Origin of the sequence: Nafulsella turpanensis ZLM-10, from assembly GCF_000346615.1 — a bacterium.
GTDB classification, from domain to species: Bacteria; Bacteroidota; Bacteroidia; order Cytophagales; family Cyclobacteriaceae; genus Nafulsella; species Nafulsella turpanensis.
Genome location: NZ_ANNU01000044.1, coordinates 1 through 18,291 on the forward strand (window position 1 = coordinate 1; position 18,291 = coordinate 18,291).

At 46.1% G+C, this 18,291-nt stretch carries 21 protein-coding genes; 14 read left to right on the forward strand and 7 right to left on the reverse strand.

The window, feature by feature from the left end; translation table 11 throughout:
* Nucleotides 1-80: 80 nt before the first annotated feature.
* Both F752_RS0116490 and F752_RS0116495 read left to right on the forward strand, forming a co-directional pair.
* The gene (locus tag F752_RS0116490) at nt 81-590 is read left to right on the forward strand and encodes a hypothetical protein (protein WP_152425171.1); all 510 of its coding nucleotides are present in this window, start codon (nt 81-83) and stop codon (nt 588-590) included.
* A 153-nt stretch (nt 591-743) separates the two neighbouring features.
* Nucleotides 744-1,394, forward strand: a complete 651-nt coding sequence (locus tag F752_RS0116495) for a hypothetical protein (protein ID WP_017732852.1) — start codon at nt 744-746, stop codon at nt 1,392-1,394.
* On the opposite strand, the gene F752_RS0116500 is transcribed toward F752_RS0116495, so the two are convergent.
* Genes F752_RS0116500 through F752_RS0116510 form a run of 3 tightly spaced genes read right to left on the reverse strand, consistent with a single transcriptional unit; the run spans nt 1,363 to nt 3,768 of the window.
* Complete coding sequence (locus tag F752_RS0116500) at nt 1,363-1,749, reverse strand: hypothetical protein (RefSeq protein WP_017732853.1); 387 nt, start codon at nt 1,747-1,749, stop codon at nt 1,363-1,365. The two genes, F752_RS0116495 and F752_RS0116500, sit on opposite strands and share 32 nt — an antisense overlap.
* Nucleotides 1,721-2,836: an IS91 family transposase gene (locus F752_RS0116505; protein WP_026135799.1), complete on the reverse strand. Its 1,116-nt coding sequence runs from the start codon at nt 2,834-2,836 to the stop codon at nt 1,721-1,723. Before F752_RS0116505 ends, F752_RS0116500 begins: the two co-directional genes overlap by 29 nt.
* Nucleotides 2,833-3,768, reverse strand: coding sequence for a tyrosine-type recombinase/integrase (locus F752_RS0116510; protein ID WP_201766069.1), 936 nt, complete (start codon nt 3,766-3,768; stop codon nt 2,833-2,835). Before F752_RS0116510 ends, F752_RS0116505 begins: the two co-directional genes overlap by 4 nt.
* A gap of 251 nt (nt 3,769-4,019) precedes the next feature.
* Here F752_RS0116510 and F752_RS0116515 point away from each other — a divergent pair, with 251 nt between their 5' ends.
* The 11 genes from F752_RS0116515 (at nt 4,020) to F752_RS0116565 (ending at nt 12,558) form a co-directional block, all read left to right on the forward strand.
* Complete coding sequence (locus F752_RS0116515) at nt 4,020-4,268, forward strand: hypothetical protein (protein ID WP_017732857.1); 249 nt, start codon at nt 4,020-4,022, stop codon at nt 4,266-4,268.
* Nucleotides 4,265-4,585, forward strand: a complete 321-nt coding sequence (locus F752_RS0116520) for a type II toxin-antitoxin system PemK/MazF family toxin (RefSeq protein WP_017732858.1) — start codon at nt 4,265-4,267, stop codon at nt 4,583-4,585. The genes F752_RS0116515 and F752_RS0116520 overlap by 4 nt, the downstream gene beginning before the upstream one ends.
* A gap of 205 nt (nt 4,586-4,790) precedes the next feature.
* Nucleotides 4,791-5,024 (forward strand): hypothetical protein, encoded by a 234-nt coding sequence (locus F752_RS0116525; protein WP_017732859.1) that lies wholly within the window; start codon nt 4,791-4,793, stop codon nt 5,022-5,024.
* Entirely contained in the window at nt 5,014-5,136 is a 123-nt protein-coding gene (locus F752_RS26850) for a hypothetical protein (protein ID WP_017732860.1), read from the forward strand. The genes F752_RS0116525 and F752_RS26850 overlap by 11 nt, the downstream gene beginning before the upstream one ends.
* A gap of 325 nt (nt 5,137-5,461) precedes the next feature.
* Nucleotides 5,462-5,869: a hypothetical protein gene (locus F752_RS0116535; protein WP_017732862.1), complete on the forward strand. Its 408-nt coding sequence runs from the start codon at nt 5,462-5,464 to the stop codon at nt 5,867-5,869.
* A 207-nt stretch (nt 5,870-6,076) separates the two neighbouring features.
* On the forward strand, nt 6,077-6,322 hold the full coding sequence (locus F752_RS0116540) for an AbrB/MazE/SpoVT family DNA-binding domain-containing protein (protein ID WP_017732863.1): 246 nt from the start codon (nt 6,077-6,079) through the stop codon (nt 6,320-6,322).
* Nucleotides 6,313-6,636, forward strand: a complete 324-nt coding sequence (locus tag F752_RS0116545; RefSeq protein ID WP_026135802.1) for a type II toxin-antitoxin system PemK/MazF family toxin — start codon at nt 6,313-6,315, stop codon at nt 6,634-6,636. The genes F752_RS0116540 and F752_RS0116545 overlap by 10 nt, the downstream gene beginning before the upstream one ends.
* 159 nt (nt 6,637-6,795) lie before the next feature.
* Nucleotides 6,796-7,659 (forward strand): M28 family peptidase, encoded by an 864-nt coding sequence (locus tag F752_RS0116550; RefSeq protein ID WP_017732865.1) that lies wholly within the window; start codon nt 6,796-6,798, stop codon nt 7,657-7,659.
* A 278-nt stretch (nt 7,660-7,937) separates the two neighbouring features.
* Nucleotides 7,938-9,080, forward strand: coding sequence for an App1 family protein (locus tag F752_RS0116555; RefSeq protein ID WP_017732866.1), 1,143 nt, complete (start codon nt 7,938-7,940; stop codon nt 9,078-9,080).
* 176 nt (nt 9,081-9,256) lie between these two features.
* Complete coding sequence (rluF, locus tag F752_RS0116560) at nt 9,257-10,231, forward strand: 23S rRNA pseudouridine(2604) synthase RluF (RefSeq protein ID WP_017732867.1); 975 nt, start codon at nt 9,257-9,259, stop codon at nt 10,229-10,231.
* A 128-nt stretch (nt 10,232-10,359) separates the two neighbouring features.
* Nucleotides 10,360-12,558 carry a B12-binding domain-containing radical SAM protein gene (locus F752_RS0116565; protein ID WP_017732868.1) on the forward strand — a complete coding sequence of 733 codons (2,199 nt, stop codon included), beginning with the start codon at nt 10,360-10,362 and terminating at the stop codon, nt 12,556-12,558.
* A gap of 71 nt (nt 12,559-12,629) precedes the next feature.
* Here F752_RS0116565 and F752_RS0116570 read toward each other — a convergent pair whose 3' ends face one another.
* Nucleotides 12,630-13,673 carry an NAD(P)-dependent alcohol dehydrogenase gene (locus F752_RS0116570; RefSeq protein WP_017732869.1) on the reverse strand — a complete coding sequence of 348 codons (1,044 nt, stop codon included), beginning with the start codon at nt 13,671-13,673 and terminating at the stop codon, nt 12,630-12,632.
* Nucleotides 13,674-13,917: 244 nt separating this feature from the next.
* On the opposite strand from F752_RS0116570, the gene F752_RS0116575 reads away from it, so the two are divergent.
* The gene (locus F752_RS0116575; RefSeq protein ID WP_017732870.1) at nt 13,918-14,322 is read left to right on the forward strand and encodes a hypothetical protein; all 405 of its coding nucleotides are present in this window, start codon (nt 13,918-13,920) and stop codon (nt 14,320-14,322) included.
* A 180-nt stretch (nt 14,323-14,502) separates the two neighbouring features.
* Here F752_RS0116575 and F752_RS24425 read toward each other — a convergent pair whose 3' ends face one another.
* From F752_RS24425 to F752_RS0116590, 3 genes are all read right to left on the reverse strand, one after another.
* The gene (locus F752_RS24425) at nt 14,503-15,183 is read right to left on the reverse strand and encodes a hypothetical protein (protein WP_152425173.1); all 681 of its coding nucleotides are present in this window, start codon (nt 15,181-15,183) and stop codon (nt 14,503-14,505) included.
* Between the two features lie 111 nt (nt 15,184-15,294).
* Nucleotides 15,295-16,419, reverse strand: coding sequence for a glucose 1-dehydrogenase (locus tag F752_RS0116585; RefSeq protein ID WP_017732872.1), 1,125 nt, complete (start codon nt 16,417-16,419; stop codon nt 15,295-15,297).
* Nucleotides 16,416-18,245: a glycoside hydrolase family 15 protein gene (locus tag F752_RS0116590; protein WP_017732873.1), complete on the reverse strand. Its 1,830-nt coding sequence runs from the start codon at nt 18,243-18,245 to the stop codon at nt 16,416-16,418. Before F752_RS0116590 ends, F752_RS0116585 begins: the two co-directional genes overlap by 4 nt.
* Between the last annotated feature and the right edge of the window lie 46 nt (nt 18,246-18,291).

Consider the following 18,291-nt stretch of genomic DNA (forward strand, 5'->3'; position numbering starts at 1 on the left):
ATGCTTTTTCTGCACTTTTAAATTCACACAAAGAGGGCAGTTCTCGCACAGACTGCCGTTGCCAGCAATAAAATTGCACTATGAAACATCATTACTTATTTATGTTCTTATTTTTCTGTATTTCTTGTGCAGAAAATAAATCAGCCGAGACCGAAGATAAGACGCAAAAGCTACAAGCAGTGACAACTGGATTTGACCCCGCAAAATCCCCAGAATATAAAAGAGTATTTATAGGGACTCCATACCAGCAAAACAAAGACACCTTCTTAATTGGGGAAACACTAAGAGCAAGGGTGAGTTTTGACGAAAAAGTAGAGGTGCTTAAAGCTGTAGCCAAAGACGCAAACCTTGACTTCAACATTGATTACAATGCGGACGCCATAAATCAGGACAAGAGCTTATTGGTTATGCCATCCGAGGACAATGAATATGCAGATGTCAAATTTAAAGTGGCAGTCAAGGATTCATCCATTCAATATCAACAGATGGAATGGAGATTTGCTATTACGTTTAAGTTCATTGAAAAGGATGTAGCAATCTATGACACAACATTCAGTAGAAGCGTACCCTATGTGGTTAAAATAAAATAAGTAATACTGCTGGCAACCATGCAAACAGGTTATTGGGCATTTACTTCCAAATTCAGGCTTCACAGCCATTTATATACTACAAGGAACCCGGAAACTGATGTTCTCTAAAATGCCCAACACCCAGTTTGCGGACCGTTGGCGTGCATTAACCCCATGACTCAATTGACTCCAGATATAAAAGAAAGGTTCTTTAAGACAATCTATGGAGAGATTTCTATTGGGGACTTTGAGGAATGGCTCTATCAGTCAAATGAGCTAGAACAGCTATTAGGGGCGGACGACCATTTTGAGCTTATCTCTTATAACTTCAAACAACCAGGTGCTATTTATGGACTAATTAAGCTTCTATATAAACACCTAGACCGTGCAGAGTATGAAGTGTGGAGATTACATAAACTACTTGGGCAAGTAGAGTATAAAGAGGGGGATTATCCTGCCGCAATAACGGAATTCTACGACCTCTACAGCAAAGGGTATACCTTCTTCGATAATTTAGCTTTCGGATACTCGCTATTCCTAGAGTGTCCAAATCAATATGGAGTTGATACCTTCGAAGAGCTTACCCTAGAACAACAAATGAACTTGGCTAATAGCTGCTATCCTCAGATTTTAGAAGAGACCAAACGAGTAAAGGAATGGTTAAAGTCTGATAAAATCATTCCGACTGGGACTCAAGATAAAGATTATGGTCACTTCAAATTTATTGACAATCGGACTGAAGAGGAGAAAGAACCAACCACCTTTAAAAGGGAGGAACCTTCTCAAAATCAGCTTAGGAAGAAGTGGTGGCAGTTTTGGAAGTAAAATAAATTAAACGCACGCCAACAATTAAGCTACAATGAGCCGAAGTAAGGCTTCGGTTCATTACTAGCGCAGGTTGAACTCTTAGCTCCGGTAGCGGGGCATCTATGGGGATTGAATAGTTTTCTTTTTGGGGAAGGGGCTTTAGCTGGCAGTGAAAGCGAATGAAGCCGTCATTTTCTGAAGGATGTGCTGCAGGATTTTCCTTCTTTTTCTGCTGATTTGCTGCTTTAGGAGTGCCTTTAGCAGAGATAAGGCAATAGGATTCCATGGCTTCTTTTGAAGCTTTTTTATTTTCGCCCCTGATGTAATTGTCTTCTGCATGGCCTTCACTGCGGCGGCCCCCTTTCCGGCTCAATGACTCTGATGATGATACGGCCCTGCTCCTGGCAGCAGGGGCATTTCTCAGGGTCATAATGCAGCTTTTCTTTAGCAATTTGCATCCAGGAGTATTTAATCTTTCTCCATGCAGGCTGCAAAAGAGCCTTTTTGGCAATATTGAGCTCTACAGGTTTATTCCTGGAGGCAAGGATACCATAGTGGCGGATTCTGACAAAGCCTGCAGGGAGAACATGTGAAGAGAACCTTCTGAGGAACTCTGTGCCACTAAGGCTGCTCTGCTTTTTTACACCCTCCTGCCTGTAGTCTTTGTAGGAGAAGCAGACCTTTTCCCTGTCAACATGCAGGAGTCGGTGATTGGAAATGGCTACTTTATGGGTATACCTGCCCAGGTACTCCACTACTGTTTTGGCAGAGCCGAAGGGTCTTTTGGCATAGACTACCCATCTGGTGCTGAAAGCCTGCTTTGCAATATGCTGTGGCACCTCTACCTCCTTCCTAAGGGCAGCCATGAACCTGGCACGGAATACGGCACTTAAGGCTTTCTTGGGGAAAAGGTATTTGTCTTTGTAGCGGGCATTCTTCCACTTACCCGAAGGTGTAATGCCTCCCCCGGGTACAATACAATGCAGGTGTGGGTGCAGCCATAGCTGCTGTCCCCAGGTGTGGAGGATAGCCACCATGCCTGTTTTGGCTCCCAGGTACTTGTGGTCGGCAGCAAAGCAGCGGATGGTTTGCCAGCAGGCAGCAAAGAGGGCGTTGTATACTTCTTTGTCATATTGAGGCAGCAGCTCATTGAAAGCATGTGGCAAAGTAAAGACAATATGGTAGTAAGGAACCGGCAGAAGCTCATTCTCCCGGTCCAGTATCCATCTTTCTTTGTTGGTCTGTTGGCAGCGGGGACAATGCCTATTGCGGCAGGAATTGTAGCTGATGCTTTCCACGCCACAATTCCTGCAGGCAGCAATATGCCCGCCAAGAGCTTTGGTCCGGCACAGGCTTAATGCCCTGAGGGTTTTTCTTACCTGCAGGGGTGGATTATACTGCTGCTCAAAGACTTGTCCATGAAAACGGATGATATCAGCTACTTCATGTGCCGGCTTCAGGACCTGGCCGGATAAAGCCTGTCAAAGGGGCTATGAGCCAGCTTCCGCTCTATCTTTGCCACATGCAGGTACATCATGGTGGTTTGGATATGGGAATGGCCCAGCTGCTCTTTGATGGTGACGATATCCACGCCCTGTTCCAGAAGATGCGTGGCAAAAGAGTGGCGCAGGGTATGTACACAGGCATCTTTGAGGATGCCTGCCTTCGCAAGGGCCAGGCGGAAGCTTTGCTGCACGGCACTGCGGCCCAGAGGAGTGCCTTTATCTTTGCCGTTAAAAAGATAGACTTTAGGCTTTGAGCCTTTGATATACTGCTGCAGTCCTTTAGAGATGTAATCACTCAGCACCACATACCTGCTCTTATTGTTTTTGGACTGGCGAATATGAATCTGCTTACGGTCAAAGTCAATGTCGCTGATGAGGAGATTACAGACTTCACTGATACGCAGACCCGCCGAATAGATAAGACTCAGCAGTACCCGCTGCTTGAGCCGCTGAGGTGCTTTAAAGAGCCTTCTGAGCTCTTCCTGTGAAAGGACCAGGGGCAGTTTGCGCTGGCTCTTGATGTTAGGCAGGTGAATGAGTCTGTCTTCCTTTTCATAGATGCGGTAGAGGAAGCGCATGCCATAGACAGCATGCTTGAAATAGGTGTCACTCAGGTCTTTGTTCTGCTTGAGGGAAAACAGGTAGGAATTAATCTCTTCTGTGTCCAAATCAAGGGGAGATTTACCAAAGTAAAGGCTGATTTGGGCAATGGAGCGGGAGTAGTTGAAGACAGTGCTTTCAGAATAGCTTTTGAGGGTAATCTGCTCTTCGAACTTAGCCATGTGGACTGAAAATCCCGGAACTTCCTTTTTGGCTCTTTCCAGTAAAGTTTTCGCTGAGTTGGGACGGGTATTTAGCCATCCGTAATTTTTACTTATCTTGCTCATATCGATTATGTTTTTTTTGAGCAAGATACCTCCGGGTGGCTCTTTAGCTACCGGAGGTTGAGTTCAACCCAACAAACAGGTTATTGGGCATTAACTTGTAAATTCAGGCCTCACAGCCATTTATAAACTAAACAGCAGGCGGATAATGACTCGCTCTTATCTGCCCAACACCCAGTTTGCGAACCGGTTGTGGCGTATGCAAAAAAGGGTGAAGTCGGCACAAATAGGATTGAAAATTCGTTATATTAGACATGAGGAAAAAGGATGATATAATGACAAGAGAAAAATTAATAGAAAAGACGATAGATAGGCTCTCAAAGCTTCCTGACCAAAAATTGAAAGAAGTGTCAGATTTTGCAGAATTCCTCTTAAGCAAGATTGAGGATAGAAATTTGACTGAAGGAATTCAGCAGTTAGCAGCGGATTCTAAATCTTTCAAATTCCTAGAGGACGAGGAAGACCTATATTCTGCATCGGACTTGAAAGAGAGCTACAAATGAAAAAGGGAGACATTGTTCTAATTCCTTTTCCTTTTACAGATTTAACAGGGGCTAAAAATAGACCTGCCTTAATATTAATTGATTCTGATGAGGACATTACAGTTTCATTCATTACAACCCAACTAAAGTGGCAGGAAAAGTTTGACGTAAGACTGGAACCATCTAAAGAAAATGGACTCAAAAAGACTTCACTGATTCGGTTGGCGAAAATTACGACTATAGATAAAGAGCTGGTGATTGGAAAGCTGGGGCAATTAACGGACCCAGAAATGGAAGATGTCAACCGTGGATTAATTGCCCTTCTCGGCCTAAAATAAATAACACACGCCACAACCCAACAAACAGGTTATTGGGCATTCCCTGGTAATGCTGGCTCCACAGCCATTTATTAGCTAAACAGCAGGCGGATATTACTTTGCCATTAAATGCCCAACACCTAGTTTGCAAACCGTGGGTGTTAATAACCAGAAAATCTTAAATACGTAAAAAGTTGTATATTTATTTTAAATAACACAATGAGCTATGCAGACAATTCGGTTAAGGGTAAATGAAAAGGTGTACAAGCATTTAATGTGGTTCCTTAATAAATTCAGTAAGGATGAATTACAGATAATTGAGGAAAATGAAGAATTCTTATCTATCCAAAAGGACTTGCAGGATGAGCTCAATAGAATTGAAGCGGGGAAAGCTGAATTTGTTGGCTTACAGCAACTTGACGATGAGTTAGAATCCACTATCCGTAAGTATGAAGCTTAAATTCACGAAAGGATTCAGAGAAAAATTAAATGCACAGGTAGATTACATAGCCAAGGAAAAACCAACAGCTGCACGAAGATTTAAAAATGACCTGATTGCAAGAATTAAGTAAATTCCTGACATGCCTTTTAAGCATAGAAAATCCATCTACTTTGATAGAGAGGATGTCAGAGATTTGGTTTTTAAAGGGTACATAGCAGTTTACAGGGTGAATCAGGATTTAAAAGAAATAGAAGTATTCGGATTTACGAAGTATCAAGAAAATCCCTTCAAGTAATAAGGTACTAACACCAACTATACAAACAGGTTATTGGGCAAATACTTGTAATTCAGGTATCACAGCCATTTATATACTAAACCGTAGCCGGAAATTGAGGGGCAATTAAATGCTCAACACCCAGGTTGCGGACCGTTGGTAGTCATTTCAACAAATCTGGATGAATAAAAAATTTCTCCCCGTTTGGGTAATCTTTGCTGCGGGATTAATCTATTCAGGAGTAAAGATTTATAACTCTTACAGTGAGGACGTAGGACTACTAATTGGTACATGCGGACTTTTTGGAGTTTTCATGATTTTCGAAATCTTAAGAAAGCATAAAGACTTTTCCTTATCAAACGGGGACTTGATTGTCAGGCAGACGTTGAGAAGAGAAAAAATAATAAAACTTAAAAGCTTAAAAAGCTGGACGGAAGATGCTTTTTATTATCCCGGACACTCCAAAAGGACCTTAATCCTAGAAACGACTGACGGGCAGAAAATGTCTTTATCAGATAAAGATGATGAGATGGAATTTGAAAAGCTTTATCATCAGCTCAAGGTAAAACACGGACAAATTAAAAGGTAAACGACTATCAACCCAATAAAAAAGCAAACGCCGGTAGGGCTCTCTGATAATGTTCTTGAAAACCAAAGACTTTTCTTTAACTTATAAGCTCAACGTAACCCGGTATCTGCGTTTTGCAGGAACTTTACCCGTCATTTAAAGACAAAGAACCTTTCCTTGATTATTTCCGTTTTTGTAATAACTTTGTAATTACTTAAATGGAAGCTTATGGAACTATCAATAATCAAAATAGGGAATTCAAAAGGACTTCGCTTATCTAAATCCATACTGGATAAATATAGGATTAAGGATAAAGTGGAGGTGATTTTAGAAGAAGGTCAGATTATTCTTAAACCTATTGACCAACCTAGGAAGGGATGGGATAAGGCTTTTAAGAAAATGCACAAAAATGGAGAAGACCAACTTTTAATGGATGATATTTTTGAGGATGAAAATTTTGACCAGTGGGATTGAATCAGTATGACATTGTTCTGGTCAATTTGGACCCTACTATTGGGAGTGAAATTAATAAGTTCAGACCTTGTGTGATTATATCACCAAATGAGATAAATGATAATCTGCGAAATATCACCATTGCTCCGATGACTACAAAAAGTCATAGTTATCCTACACGAGTGAAAGTTAAACATAAAAATCAGACCGGATGGGTAGTGATTGACCAAATCAGGACTATAGACAAAAAGCGGATAATAAAATCATTAGGACAACTTAGTCCTTCAGAAATCATTGAGTGTAAGAAAGTAATAAAAGAGACATTCGTTGATTGAAAATAAACGATGGGTGATACCAAAAAAACATCAACGGCTGGTTTCCTTGGATAGCAAACTAAATAGCTATTCATTATATAACTATCGGCGGATACCAATCTGGTACTAATATTCAGCAGCTGTTGTTTTTCCAAACGTTAGCGGCAACTTTTAGGTCCCATGAAAGCACAAAAAGATAGATTATATGAGGATGTGAGGTTTCTTACAGAAATAAGACCTTACCGTAATTATCTCAATGTAGAGAGTCTGGAAAAGGTATGTGCCTACACTAAAGATGCTTTTAATAAAGCGGGACTGACAGTGGAGGAACAGAAGTGGACGGTGGATGGGAGGGAGTACAAAAATATAATTGCAACCTATAATAAAAGCCCGGGAAAGCGCCTGATTGTTGGGGCACATTACGATGTCTGCGGAGACCAGCCGGGAGCAGACGATAATGCGAGTGCGGTTGCCGGATTATTGGAGACTGCAAGGTTAACTGGTGAAAGCCAGCCTGAAATTGATTATCAAATTGACTTTGTTGCCTACTGTCTCGAAGAACCTCCTTTTTTTGGATCACAGGAGATGGGGAGCTTTATACATGCCAAATCACTCTATGATGACGGAGTTGAAGTAATGGGAATGATTTGTTATGAGATGATTGGTTACTTTTCAGATGAACCCAACTCCCAGCCATTTCCCTCTCCGGAACTTGCCAAACTCTATCCCAGTACAGCGAATTTCATCATTGTAGTAGGTATCGATTCCTACGCTGACTTTAACCAAAGAATAAAGTCTTTAATGGCCGGGAATTCAAAAATTGATGTTCAGGTGATTAGTTTTCCGTCAAAAGCCGGATTGGCCGGGCTGTCGGATCAGCGAAACTACTGGCATTTTGGATACCCCGCACTCATGATAAATGATACCTCCTTCATTAGAAATCCTAATTATCATTTGAAATCAGATACCATTGAAACTTTGAATTTCGACAAAATGACCGAAGTCATCAATGGATCTTTTAATGCCATTATTAATTTAGCTTAAGCGGTCGCTAACACGGCATAATGGCAGTGCATGCTCCTTCCTGCTTCAGACCCTACATTGGTAAATCAAATAATAGTTTTAACAGGCATTCCGGTAGCTGCCCGGATCTGACCATGATGCGGGGCTATTGGCTTACCCTGAAATGAGCCATAAGTTGATTCAACGAATAGTAGCAGTATTTCTCTTCTCCCTGCCTCACACAGCATTCTTTTCATTGCCCTTATATCTCTTCCTGAAACACTTTCGGGAGAATATGATTTTTTAAATAAAAGAAGATTATGGCAGATAAAAATGAGCTAAAGAATAAACTGATGAAGGCGCTTTCGCAGGCTGAACAAAGCTTGTCAAGGGCTAAACTGAGCTTTAAAGAACAATTTCATTTGCTGGACCCTCTCATGATACTGCCTTACTATGGCTTTGGTAACGACCACTATGTATTCCTGAAGGGGAGGGTGCTGGAAAATGAAAAAGTAAAGGAGAAAAAGGAAGGAGCCAGCACCCTGGAACATTTAAAAAATACCTACAAGCGCTTTGAGTCAGACGAAATTCCGGATATTAAGGTAAAAGGAAGTTTTGCCGGACAGGAACAGGAAGTAAAAACAGATGATGAAGGCTTTTTTGAGTTTGAATTCAGGTTCGACCACCCTATAGACTATGCCCAACATGGTTACGAGCTAAAGCTGCAGCTGCTGGAAACGAAAACAGAGGAGGATGAAAAAGAAGCAAAGGGCTATATTTTTGTGCCGGATAAAGATGCTGAATATGGCGTAATTTCCGATATTGATGATACCGTCTTGGTCTCCAGGGTAACGCATTTCATGGCAAAGCTTAAGCTGTTGTTGCTGAAAGATGCAACAGAGCGGAGCCCATTTCCGGGAATCGCTGCATTCCTGCGGGCGCTACGCAGGGGATCCGATGATAAAGGTAAAAATGCACTCTTTTTTGTGTCGGGAAGTGAATGGAACCTCTACGATTTGCTCATAAATTTTTTTCGCTTTCATGATGTCCCTGAAGGTCCGCTTTTACTGCGCGACCGGGGCACCCGTTTTGATAAAGGGTCGTTCGAGACCAGTGAAAGAAACTATAAGCAGCATAAAATTCGCCACATCCTCCGGACATACCCTCACCTGAAATTCATTTGTATTGGAGACAGTGGCCAGCACGATCCTGAAATTTATCAAAAGGTGCTGGAAGAGTTTCCCGGGCAGATAATGGGAATCTATATCCGGGATGTGTCACCGGAAAAGCGGGACAGGGAAGTGCACCGGATTGCCCGACAGGTAAAAGAGAAGGGGGCCGAAATGGTTCTTGCGGAAGAAACTTTATCGGCAGTAGAGCATGCGCTAAGCATGAAGTGGATTAATGAAAACCAGCTGGCTGAAATTAAAGAGGAATGCCGGAAAGATAAGCAGGAAGGTTAGCGACTGATTTCGTAATTTTGTGGACTCGCTTTTTGTGTGCGAAGGTCGGCGTGCATCTGTAAATGCTGAGAACATTCCCGTAAAAGGAAAACGATACCTTAAAGCAGGCTTCCACATAAAATGGCAGCGACCCTTATTATTCACTTTATTAAATCAGCTTCTCTTAATTTATTCCAATGCTCCACCAACAATCTACCCGCTTAAACAAGTATATCAGTGAAAGTGGCCTCTGCTCCAGGCGGGAGGCCGATCGCTTTATTGAGCAGGGAAGTGTGCTGTTAAATGGTAAAAGAGCTAAAATCGGCGACCAGGTAGTGCCGGGCGATAAGGTGGTGGTGAATGGGCATACCATTGCGCCCCGTAAAGCCGAAGATCTGATCTTCCTGGCTTTTAACAAGCCGGTAGGAGTGACCAGCACCACAGAATCGGGCACGAAAGGGAATATCGTGAGCTATGTGAACCACAGCCAGCGCATTTTCCCGATAGGCCGGCTGGATAAGGATTCGCAGGGACTGATTTTTCTTACCAATAATGGGGATGTAGTTAATAAAATTCTGCGGGCAGGCAACCAGCACGAAAAGGAGTATGTGGTAACAGTGGATAAGCCCATTACTGATAAGTTTATTGAAGGGATGGCCAATGGCGTACCCATGCTGGGGACTGTTACTAAAAAGTGCCAGGTAACGAAAGAGACTCCTTTTGTTTTCCGCATCATTCTGGTACAGGGCCTCAACCGTCAGATTAGGCGAATGTGTGAGCATTTTGGTTATGATGTAATTAAGCTGGAGCGGGTCCGGATAATGAATATCAGTCTAAAGGGACTTCCGGTGGGGGACTGGCGGGAGCTGACAGAGGAGGAGCTGGCTTCCATCAATAAAATGATTGCCAATTCCTCTTCCGAAGGGGCTCCTGCCGGAAGGGGTACTAAGAAAAAGGCAAAAGAGAGCCGGTTTGATGGTGCTCCAAATGGCAGAGGCCCGAAGGGTAAGTTCAGGGGCAAAGCCGGAGCCAGGCCGGATGGAACTTCTGCTGGTAAAGGGAGACGGAATTCAAAACCGGGAGCAAAAAGTAGTGTTCCGGCAAAAGGAGCAGGAAAGCCGCCGAAAAGCAAGAGTAGCGGAAGGGGCAGGAGGGGAAGCTCCAAGCGCTGAGCCCGGTAATTGTTTCTCCGGCCAAAAGGAAGAGCAGTGGCCCTGTGCGTTAACCTCTTCTCTATTGGTTTCCTCTGAACTTTTGTGGTAATTTTGGCGGTTAATTCCATAGCTAAAAACTATCCCTATTGAGCCAGCAACTTCTTCTTATTACGCCTCCCTTCACCCAGCTGAATACCCCATACCCGGCCACGGCTTATTTAAAAGGCTTCCTCAACACCAAAGGAATCCCTTCTACGCAGTGCGACCTGGGCATAGAGGTAATACTGGACCTTTTCTCTTCCGAAGGACTTCGCAGGCTCTTTAATGAAATTCAGGATCGCCAGCCGGATTTATCAGACAATTCCCGGCGCATTATGGCCCTGCGAAAAGATTACCTGAAAACAATAGACCAGGTAATAGACTTCCTGCAGGATAATAACCCAACCCTGGGGCATATCATCTGTGAGGGCAACTATCTGCCGGAAGCTTCCCGTTTTTCGCAGCTCGACGACCTGGAATGGGCCTTTGGCACCATGGGCACCCGCGATAAAGCCCGCCACCTGGCCACTCTTTATCTCGAAGACCTTTCCGACCTGGTCATAGAAGCCATCGATCCGCATTTTGGCTTTAGCCGCTATGCAGAACGGCTGGGCCGTTCTGCCAACTCTTTCGATGCCCTGCATGCCGAGCTGCAAAAGCCAGACAGCTTTATCGATACCATTACCCTCCGTCTCCTCCGTGAGAAAATAGCAAAGACGCAACCTACACTGGTGGCTCTTTCGGTACCCTTTCCCGGCAACCTGTACAGCGCGCTTAAATGCGGGCAGTGGCTCAAGCAACACCACCCGGAAATGAAGGTGGTAATGGGCGGCGGCTTTGCCAATACCGAATTACGCTCCCTTACCGATGTGCGGGTGCTCGAATATTTCGATTTCATCTGCCTCGACGATGGCGAAGCACCCATTTACCATCTCATTGAGCACCTCGACGGCAGGCGTAGCCTGGAGATGCTGAAGCGTACCTTTGCACTGGCCAATGGAGAGGTGACCTATTTCAACGGGAGTATAGAAAAGGATTACCCCCAGCGGGAAACAGGCACACCCGATTATAGCGACTTTCTGCTCGACAAGTATCTCTCTGTCATAGAAATTGCAAACCCTATGCACCGCCTCTGGAGCGATGGCCGCTGGAACAAGCTAACGCTGGCCCATGGGTGCTACTGGGGGAAATGCACCTTTTGCGATATTTCCCTCGACTATATTCAGCGCTATGAGCCGCTGACCGCTCGCCTCCTTTGCGATCGGATGGAAGAAATCATTCAACAGACAGGTCAAAATGGTTTTCATTTTGTCGATGAGGCTGCCCCGCCCGCTCTTATGCGGGAGCTGGCCCTGGAAATTATCCGGCGGGAGCTGACCGTGGTCTGGTGGACGAACATACGCTTTGAAAAAAGCTTTACCCTGGACCTTTGCCGCCTCCTGAAGGAGTCCGGCTGCATTGCTATCTCCGGAGGGCTTGAGGTGGCCTCTGACCGCCTGCTGGGACTGATAAAAAAAGGGGTAACTATTGCACAGGTAGCCAAAGTAGCTGACAATTTAACACAGTCGGGTATTATGGTGCATGCTTACCTTATGTATGGCTTTCCTACCCAAACAGCCCAGGAAACGGTGGATTCACTGGAAGTGGTACGGCAGCTGTTTGAGCAGGGGGTGGTGCAGTCGGGCTTTTGGCACCAGTTTGCCATGACGGCTCATAGTCCTGTTGGACTTAGCCCTGCGCTCTTTGGGGCAGAAAAGCTGAGTGAAGAGGTGGGAAGCTTTGCCAATAACGATATTTACCACCGCGACCCCGGCGGGGCCGACCATGAAGCCTTTAGTGAAGGGCTCAGGAAATCACTCTTTAACTATATGCACGGGCTCTGTTTTGAGTTTCCGCTACAGGAGTGGTTCGATTTTAAAATCCCGCAAACGACTATTCCGCCCAATCTTATTCACAGGATTTTAACAGCGGATGAACCTGCTGTACCTAAGCCTAATGCAAAGCTGGTTTGGCTGGGAAACAGTCCAATGGTGAGTTATTTCAGTAAAAAGAAGAAGGGAAGAAATGTGGCCATGGCCGAAATAGTGTTCGCCAATAAAAAAGACCAGTTGGTCCTTCAGCTAAAAGGAGAGTGGGGGCAGTGGCTGGAAGAAATGTTGCCGCTTCTGATGCCCGGAAGGGGAGGTGTGTTTACTTACTCACAGCTGCAGGAGCATTTTAACGCCCGCTATCCCGGCCAGTGGGAGCAGCTCTGGAACAGCCGCCAGTGGCAGGAGCTAAGGGAGAATGGTTTGCTGGTTCTGTAGAGCAGGAACAGAGCGACATTACAGAAAAAAAGCAGGACACACCCTAAGGCATGCCCTGCAAAATAATAATTTTATAAAGAAGCCATGTCAATGACAAATCGGTAACGGACGTCACCCTTCAGCATGCGCTCATAGGCTTCGTTAATGTAGCTCATATCAATTACTTCCACATCCGACACAATATTATGTTCGGCACAGTAATCGAGCATTTCCTGGGTTTCGGGCAGCCCTCCAATAAGCGAACCCCCTACGCTACGACGGTTGCCAATGAGGTAACCACCAATTATTTTTGAAGGCTCCGGAGGCACTCCCACGCAAATCATGGTTCCGCTGGTTTTGAGCATCTTCAGGTACATATTGTAGTCGTGCGGGGCCGATACAGTGTTGACAATAAAGTCAAACTGATTCGTGAGGGCCTTTACCTGCGCAGGATCTTTGGTTAAAGCGAAATGGCTGGCACCGAGCCTGCGGGCATCTTCTTCTTTAGAAGGGGAGGTGCTGAGCATGGTAACCTCTGCCCCAAAAGAAGCCGCAAATTTTACCGCCATGTGCCCTAAACCTCCCAGCCCAAGTACGGCCACTTTGTGGCCTTTACCCACTTTCCAGTGGCGCAGGGGAGAGTAGGTGGTTATGCCGGCGCAAAGAAGTGGCGCAACGCCTTCGAGCGGGAGCCTGTCAGATATCAGGAGTACAAAATCCTGGTCCACGACTATTTGCTTGGAGTAGCCGCCATAGGTGTTGGTACCGTCTACCGGGTCGGGACTGTTGTACGTCCAGGTGTTGCCCACTTCGCAGTATTGTTCCAGGCCCTGCTGGCAGTTGCTGCATTCGCGGCAGGAGTCCACCAGGCATCCTACACCGGTCAGTTCACCTACCTTAAATTTGGTTACCTCGGATCCAACATTTGTAATGCGGCCGACAATCTCATGGCCCGGGATGCAGGGGTATACCGTTCCGCCCCATTCGTTGCGGGCTGTGTGTAAGTCGGAGTGGCATACGCCGCAATACATAATTTCTATTTGTACATCGTGCGGGCGTAATGCTCTTCTTTCAAAGGTAAAAGGTGCCAGAGGCTGGTCCGCCGCCTGGGCTGCATATCCTTTCGTTGCTGTCATATTTAGTCTTGTAGTTTACTGGAAAAATAATAAATCGGGTACATTCTACACTGCCCAATTAAAAGCATAGGAGGGCAGTGAAAGTAACAGTACTGCCTGTATAAATAAAAGATAATCGTGCTTGTTTTCAGCTAAAGACAAAATGATAAGTATCCTGCCTAAAAAGTAGTTCCCGTCCGCCAGTGGCCTTCCGCCAGACTTATGGTCTTTTTGCTTAAATTGGTGCTTTCTAAACTTGTGCCAGATGAAAGGGAATAAATTGTTTTATGGGATTGCCATTGCGGTAGCTCTGCTGTTAGGATACTTCTTTTGGGCAACTTTTAGCCAGCCGGGCGTGCAGGATTTGAAGGGAGACTATGAGCGGGTTGCTTTTTATAAAAATGAAAATAATACAGGGCCGGTGCAACGGAAATATGCCATTACCACTAGTGACACCCTCTGGCTGGAAATGGAGCAGTATGGCGAATATATGCCCCATACGAAGTATGGCAGGACGGTAGTTTATTTTTTTTCCGAAAGCGCTCCTGTACCGACTGAATTACAGCCAGGGGAGGAGAGCCTGGCGCCCGAATATCATCCTTATGTACTGGCCCGGTATGAGAAAAACCATATGGGTAAAGTTTCTTTTATTAAGTATCCTTATCAGTAAGAATAAGACCCTCTTTTGAGATAGGTTATTTAAACCTAAAGCTGAAACAGTTTCCGGGAACCGGTGATGTAGAATTGGAAAGTATCGGAGGAGCCTATCATTGGTGGGAGTAAAAACTACCTGATGGGGAGAAATATCTGAAGATAGCGGCGACAGGCTCAGGGCAGGGGGTACTTATCATCAAGGGGAGTTCTTGGCCGTCACTGTAGCAGTTGGCCTTTTAAGTGGGGCATATACCTTAAAGCTGAACTGCAGCACATTATCATTGCCCTTTCTATTGCCCCACTGGCCGATGTTGTCGAGATAATCGGTAAGGGTGTTAAGATAGCCGGCCTCCAGCCCAAGTCCCCAGGCATTGGGCAGCAGGTACATAAAACCCAGCCTGGAGGGGAGCATAATGGAAGAATTGCCATAGGTTTCGTTAGGGGCCCGGGTGGTGTAGCGGTTCAGTAATGAGTTGCCCAAATCATCTTCAGGCTTATAGCGGGCCAGGCCAATACCCTGGCTCAGGTACAGGATATAATTTTCTTTTTTCAGCATGTTAACGTGCAGCTCGTACTGAATGGTAAAAAGGGAGCTGCTGAAGAAACGGTTTGGACTGGCAGTTGGATCAGGGCTAAAGCGGTATTCGCTGTTTTCGCTACTGATTTTGCCGTAGCTGATGCCAAAGCTGCCATTAAGCCTTTTGCTCCTGTTGAGCTGCACACCCACTAAGAAAGAGCCTGTATAGGCATTATAGTCTGCCTGCAGGTCGCCGCTGAACTGATTCATGGCAAAGCCTCCGTAGAGGAAGCTGCGGGGCTGCTGTGCCTCTGCTGCCAGGCTGCTGATGAATAGTAACAGGGGCAGTATACTTACCATTCTTTTAATCATACAAATAATCATACAAAAAGCCCGAACACTTGTTTCGGGCTGAAAGTACGACGAAATTACTGAAAATGATAATCTGTGGCGGAAAGCTTTACCGCTATCTTACAGGCTTTTTTCGGGCTCTTTTTCTCCCCATTCTATCACTGTTTTAATATCTTCCTCCGATCGGAGGCTGAGGGCATCCATAAAGTCATTATAAGACACCCTGGTGGTAATGAGTGAGTCGATTAGGTTCCCGTACTTATTCTTTGATTTTTCAAGGTCGCTGATGGCCATGGCGAAGTGGCGGGTGCTCGCATTGACGCTGCCAAGGATAATCTGGTTCTTGAGCACCATCTGTTTCATGGTATCTGCTCCCTGAAAGCAGACCGGACGATCTCCACCCGGGATTCCCGTCATTACATAAATGCCGTTTCGGCCCAGTACATCAATCAGCTCGAAGCTTAAGGAGGCCACACCGGTGGCTTCGAAAATAAAGTCAAACTCCCCGTACTGTTCATCAATATCGGTGGTTTTTATTTGGCGGCCATCGATATAGGAACCACCTATCTGTTGAAGGATTTGAGGGCGCCTGCTGTCTTCATCTACAATATCGAGCCCAACCACTTCGGCACCGCGTAAACGCAGGGCAAAAGCGGCTAAGAGACCAATGGCACCTACACCAGCAACCAGGGCTTTTTTACCTTTAAGCCAGTCTTCGTACTTAGCCTCCGGAAGGCGGGCAGCCTGTAGGGTAAGGGCTTCGTCGATGGCCTTGGCGGCCACTGACATTGGTTCGGTTAAAACGCCTACAGACCGAATGCTTACCGGGACCTTTACAATGTAATCTTCATGGTCGACTACATATTCTGTTTCAAAGCCATGGAGTTCCTTAATGCCTCTTTCTTTGTAGCGGCCGGTCCTGCACATATCGCTGCGTCCGTTCTGGCAGGGCACACATTCGTTGCAGCCTCGGCGGACGGTAAAAACGGCAAAATCGCCTTCCTTTACTTTGCTTACCTCACTACCCACTTCTAATACCTGGCCAAACATTTCATGGCCGATGATGAGGTGCCGGCTGTGCTCCGGTGGATCGGCTCGGCCACCCAAAGCCTCCTCCCGGTCGGTGCCGCAAATGCCCACTTCCAGCATGCGCACTTTTACTTCATAGGGCGAGGAAAGAGAAGGTTCGGCTGAATCGATTAAACGGGTGTTGGTGGTGCCCGGTTCTATGGCTATTGCTTTCATAATGCGTTGTCGTTTAGTTCTTTGTTTCGTTGGTCATCGAGTTGCTGGTCGAGGCTAAGGGCGGCACTAATAAGGCCCAGGTGGGTAAAGGCCTGCGGAAAGTTACCCAGATGCTCTCCCCGGAAGCCCAGCTGCTCTGCATATAGCCCCAGGTGGTTGGCATAGCCGAGCATCTTCTCGAAATAAAGCCGTGCTTTCTGTATCTGCCCACCTCGGGCAAGACACTCCACATACCAGAAGGTGCACATCGAAAAGGTACCCTCTTCTCCCTCCAGGCCATCTGCCGCGGCTACTTCCGGCCGGTACCGGTATACCAGGGAGTCGGAAACCAGCTCCTCCTCAATTACTTTAAGGGTCGACACCCAGCGGGGGTCGCGGGCGCCAAGAAAGCGGATAAGAGGCATCAGCAGCGTAGCCCCATCTACTGTTTTGGAGCCTTTGCTCTGCACAAAACATTGCTTTTCTTCATCCCAGAAATCATCGAACACCGACTGGTAAATTTTATCCCTTACCTTTTCCCAATGGTCCGGGAAGGGAAAAGGCCTCATTTTTCCGAGGCGGATGGCTCTGTCTACCGCTACCCAGCACATCATGCGGGAGTAGAGGAAATGCCGCTGGCCACCCCGAACCTCCCAGATGCCTTCGTCCGGCTGGTTCCAGTTTTCACATAACCAGTTAATTTGCTGGATAAGGGACTGCCAGAGGTCGTATGAAATGGGTTCACCATATTTGTTGAAGAGGTATACCGCATCGAGCAGCTCCCCGTAAATATCGAGCTGAAGCTGGTCGTGAGCGCCATTACCAATACGTACAGGCCTGGAGTGGCGGTAGCCTTCCAGGTGGGGCAGTGTTTTTTCCGCCAGGTCAACGCTACCATCCATTTTATACATAAGGCCAAGGTAGCCGGCACTGCCAATATCCTGGCATTTCTTTTCTATCCAGGACACAAAGCGGGCGGCTTCTTTGGTATAGCCCAGGCGAAGCATCGCATACATACTGAAGGAGGCATCACGAATCCAGGTATAGCGGTAGTCCCAGTTGCGCTCACCGCCTATCCATTCCGGCAGGCCAAAGGTTGGGGCGGCAGCGATGGAACCATATTTACGGGAGGTCAGGAGCTTAAGAACCAGGGCAGAGCGATTCACCACATCGCGCCAGCGCCCTTTGTAGCGCGACTTGGCCACCCAGGCCTTCCAGTAATTCATGGTCGCGTAGAGCGTGTTTTCTGCGAACTTCTCCACACTTACTTTGGCACTCTCGATATTATCCAGGTCCTCCAGCACAAAATCGGCCTTTTCACCGGCCTTCAGGCTAAACTCCGTTATTACATCTCCCTCCGATATCCGGAGGGGAATACTGCTTTTGAGCTTCAGCACCACTCCGTCTTCTCCCTTGCTGCGGAAGTATACTTCATTTTCCTTTCGGTCTACCTCATGACCGCTTTGGGCATAGTTGAAGCGGGGCTGGCATTTGAGGAGAAATTTAATTTCGCCCCTGATGCAGGAAACCCTTCGCACCAGGCTGTTGTCCTCGCAGTTTTCTGCCACCGGCATATAGTCTGTTATTTCGGCCACTCCTTCGGAGGACAGGAAGCGGGTGAGAAGAATGTTTGTATCGGGCAGGTACATCTGCTTGTTATGACATTCCTGGAGCACAGGATGAATAGAGAAGCGGCCTCCTTTTTCCTTGTCCAGTATAGCACCGAAAACAGAGGGAGAATCGAAGTCGGGGAAACACATGAAGTCAATGGAGCCATTCAGGCCCACCAGTGCGACTGTGTTTAAGTCTCCTATAATGCCGTAATTTTCTATCGGTTGATAATTCATTTAACACCTTGGCTTTGTGGTACATTCTAGGAATAAAAAGAGTATA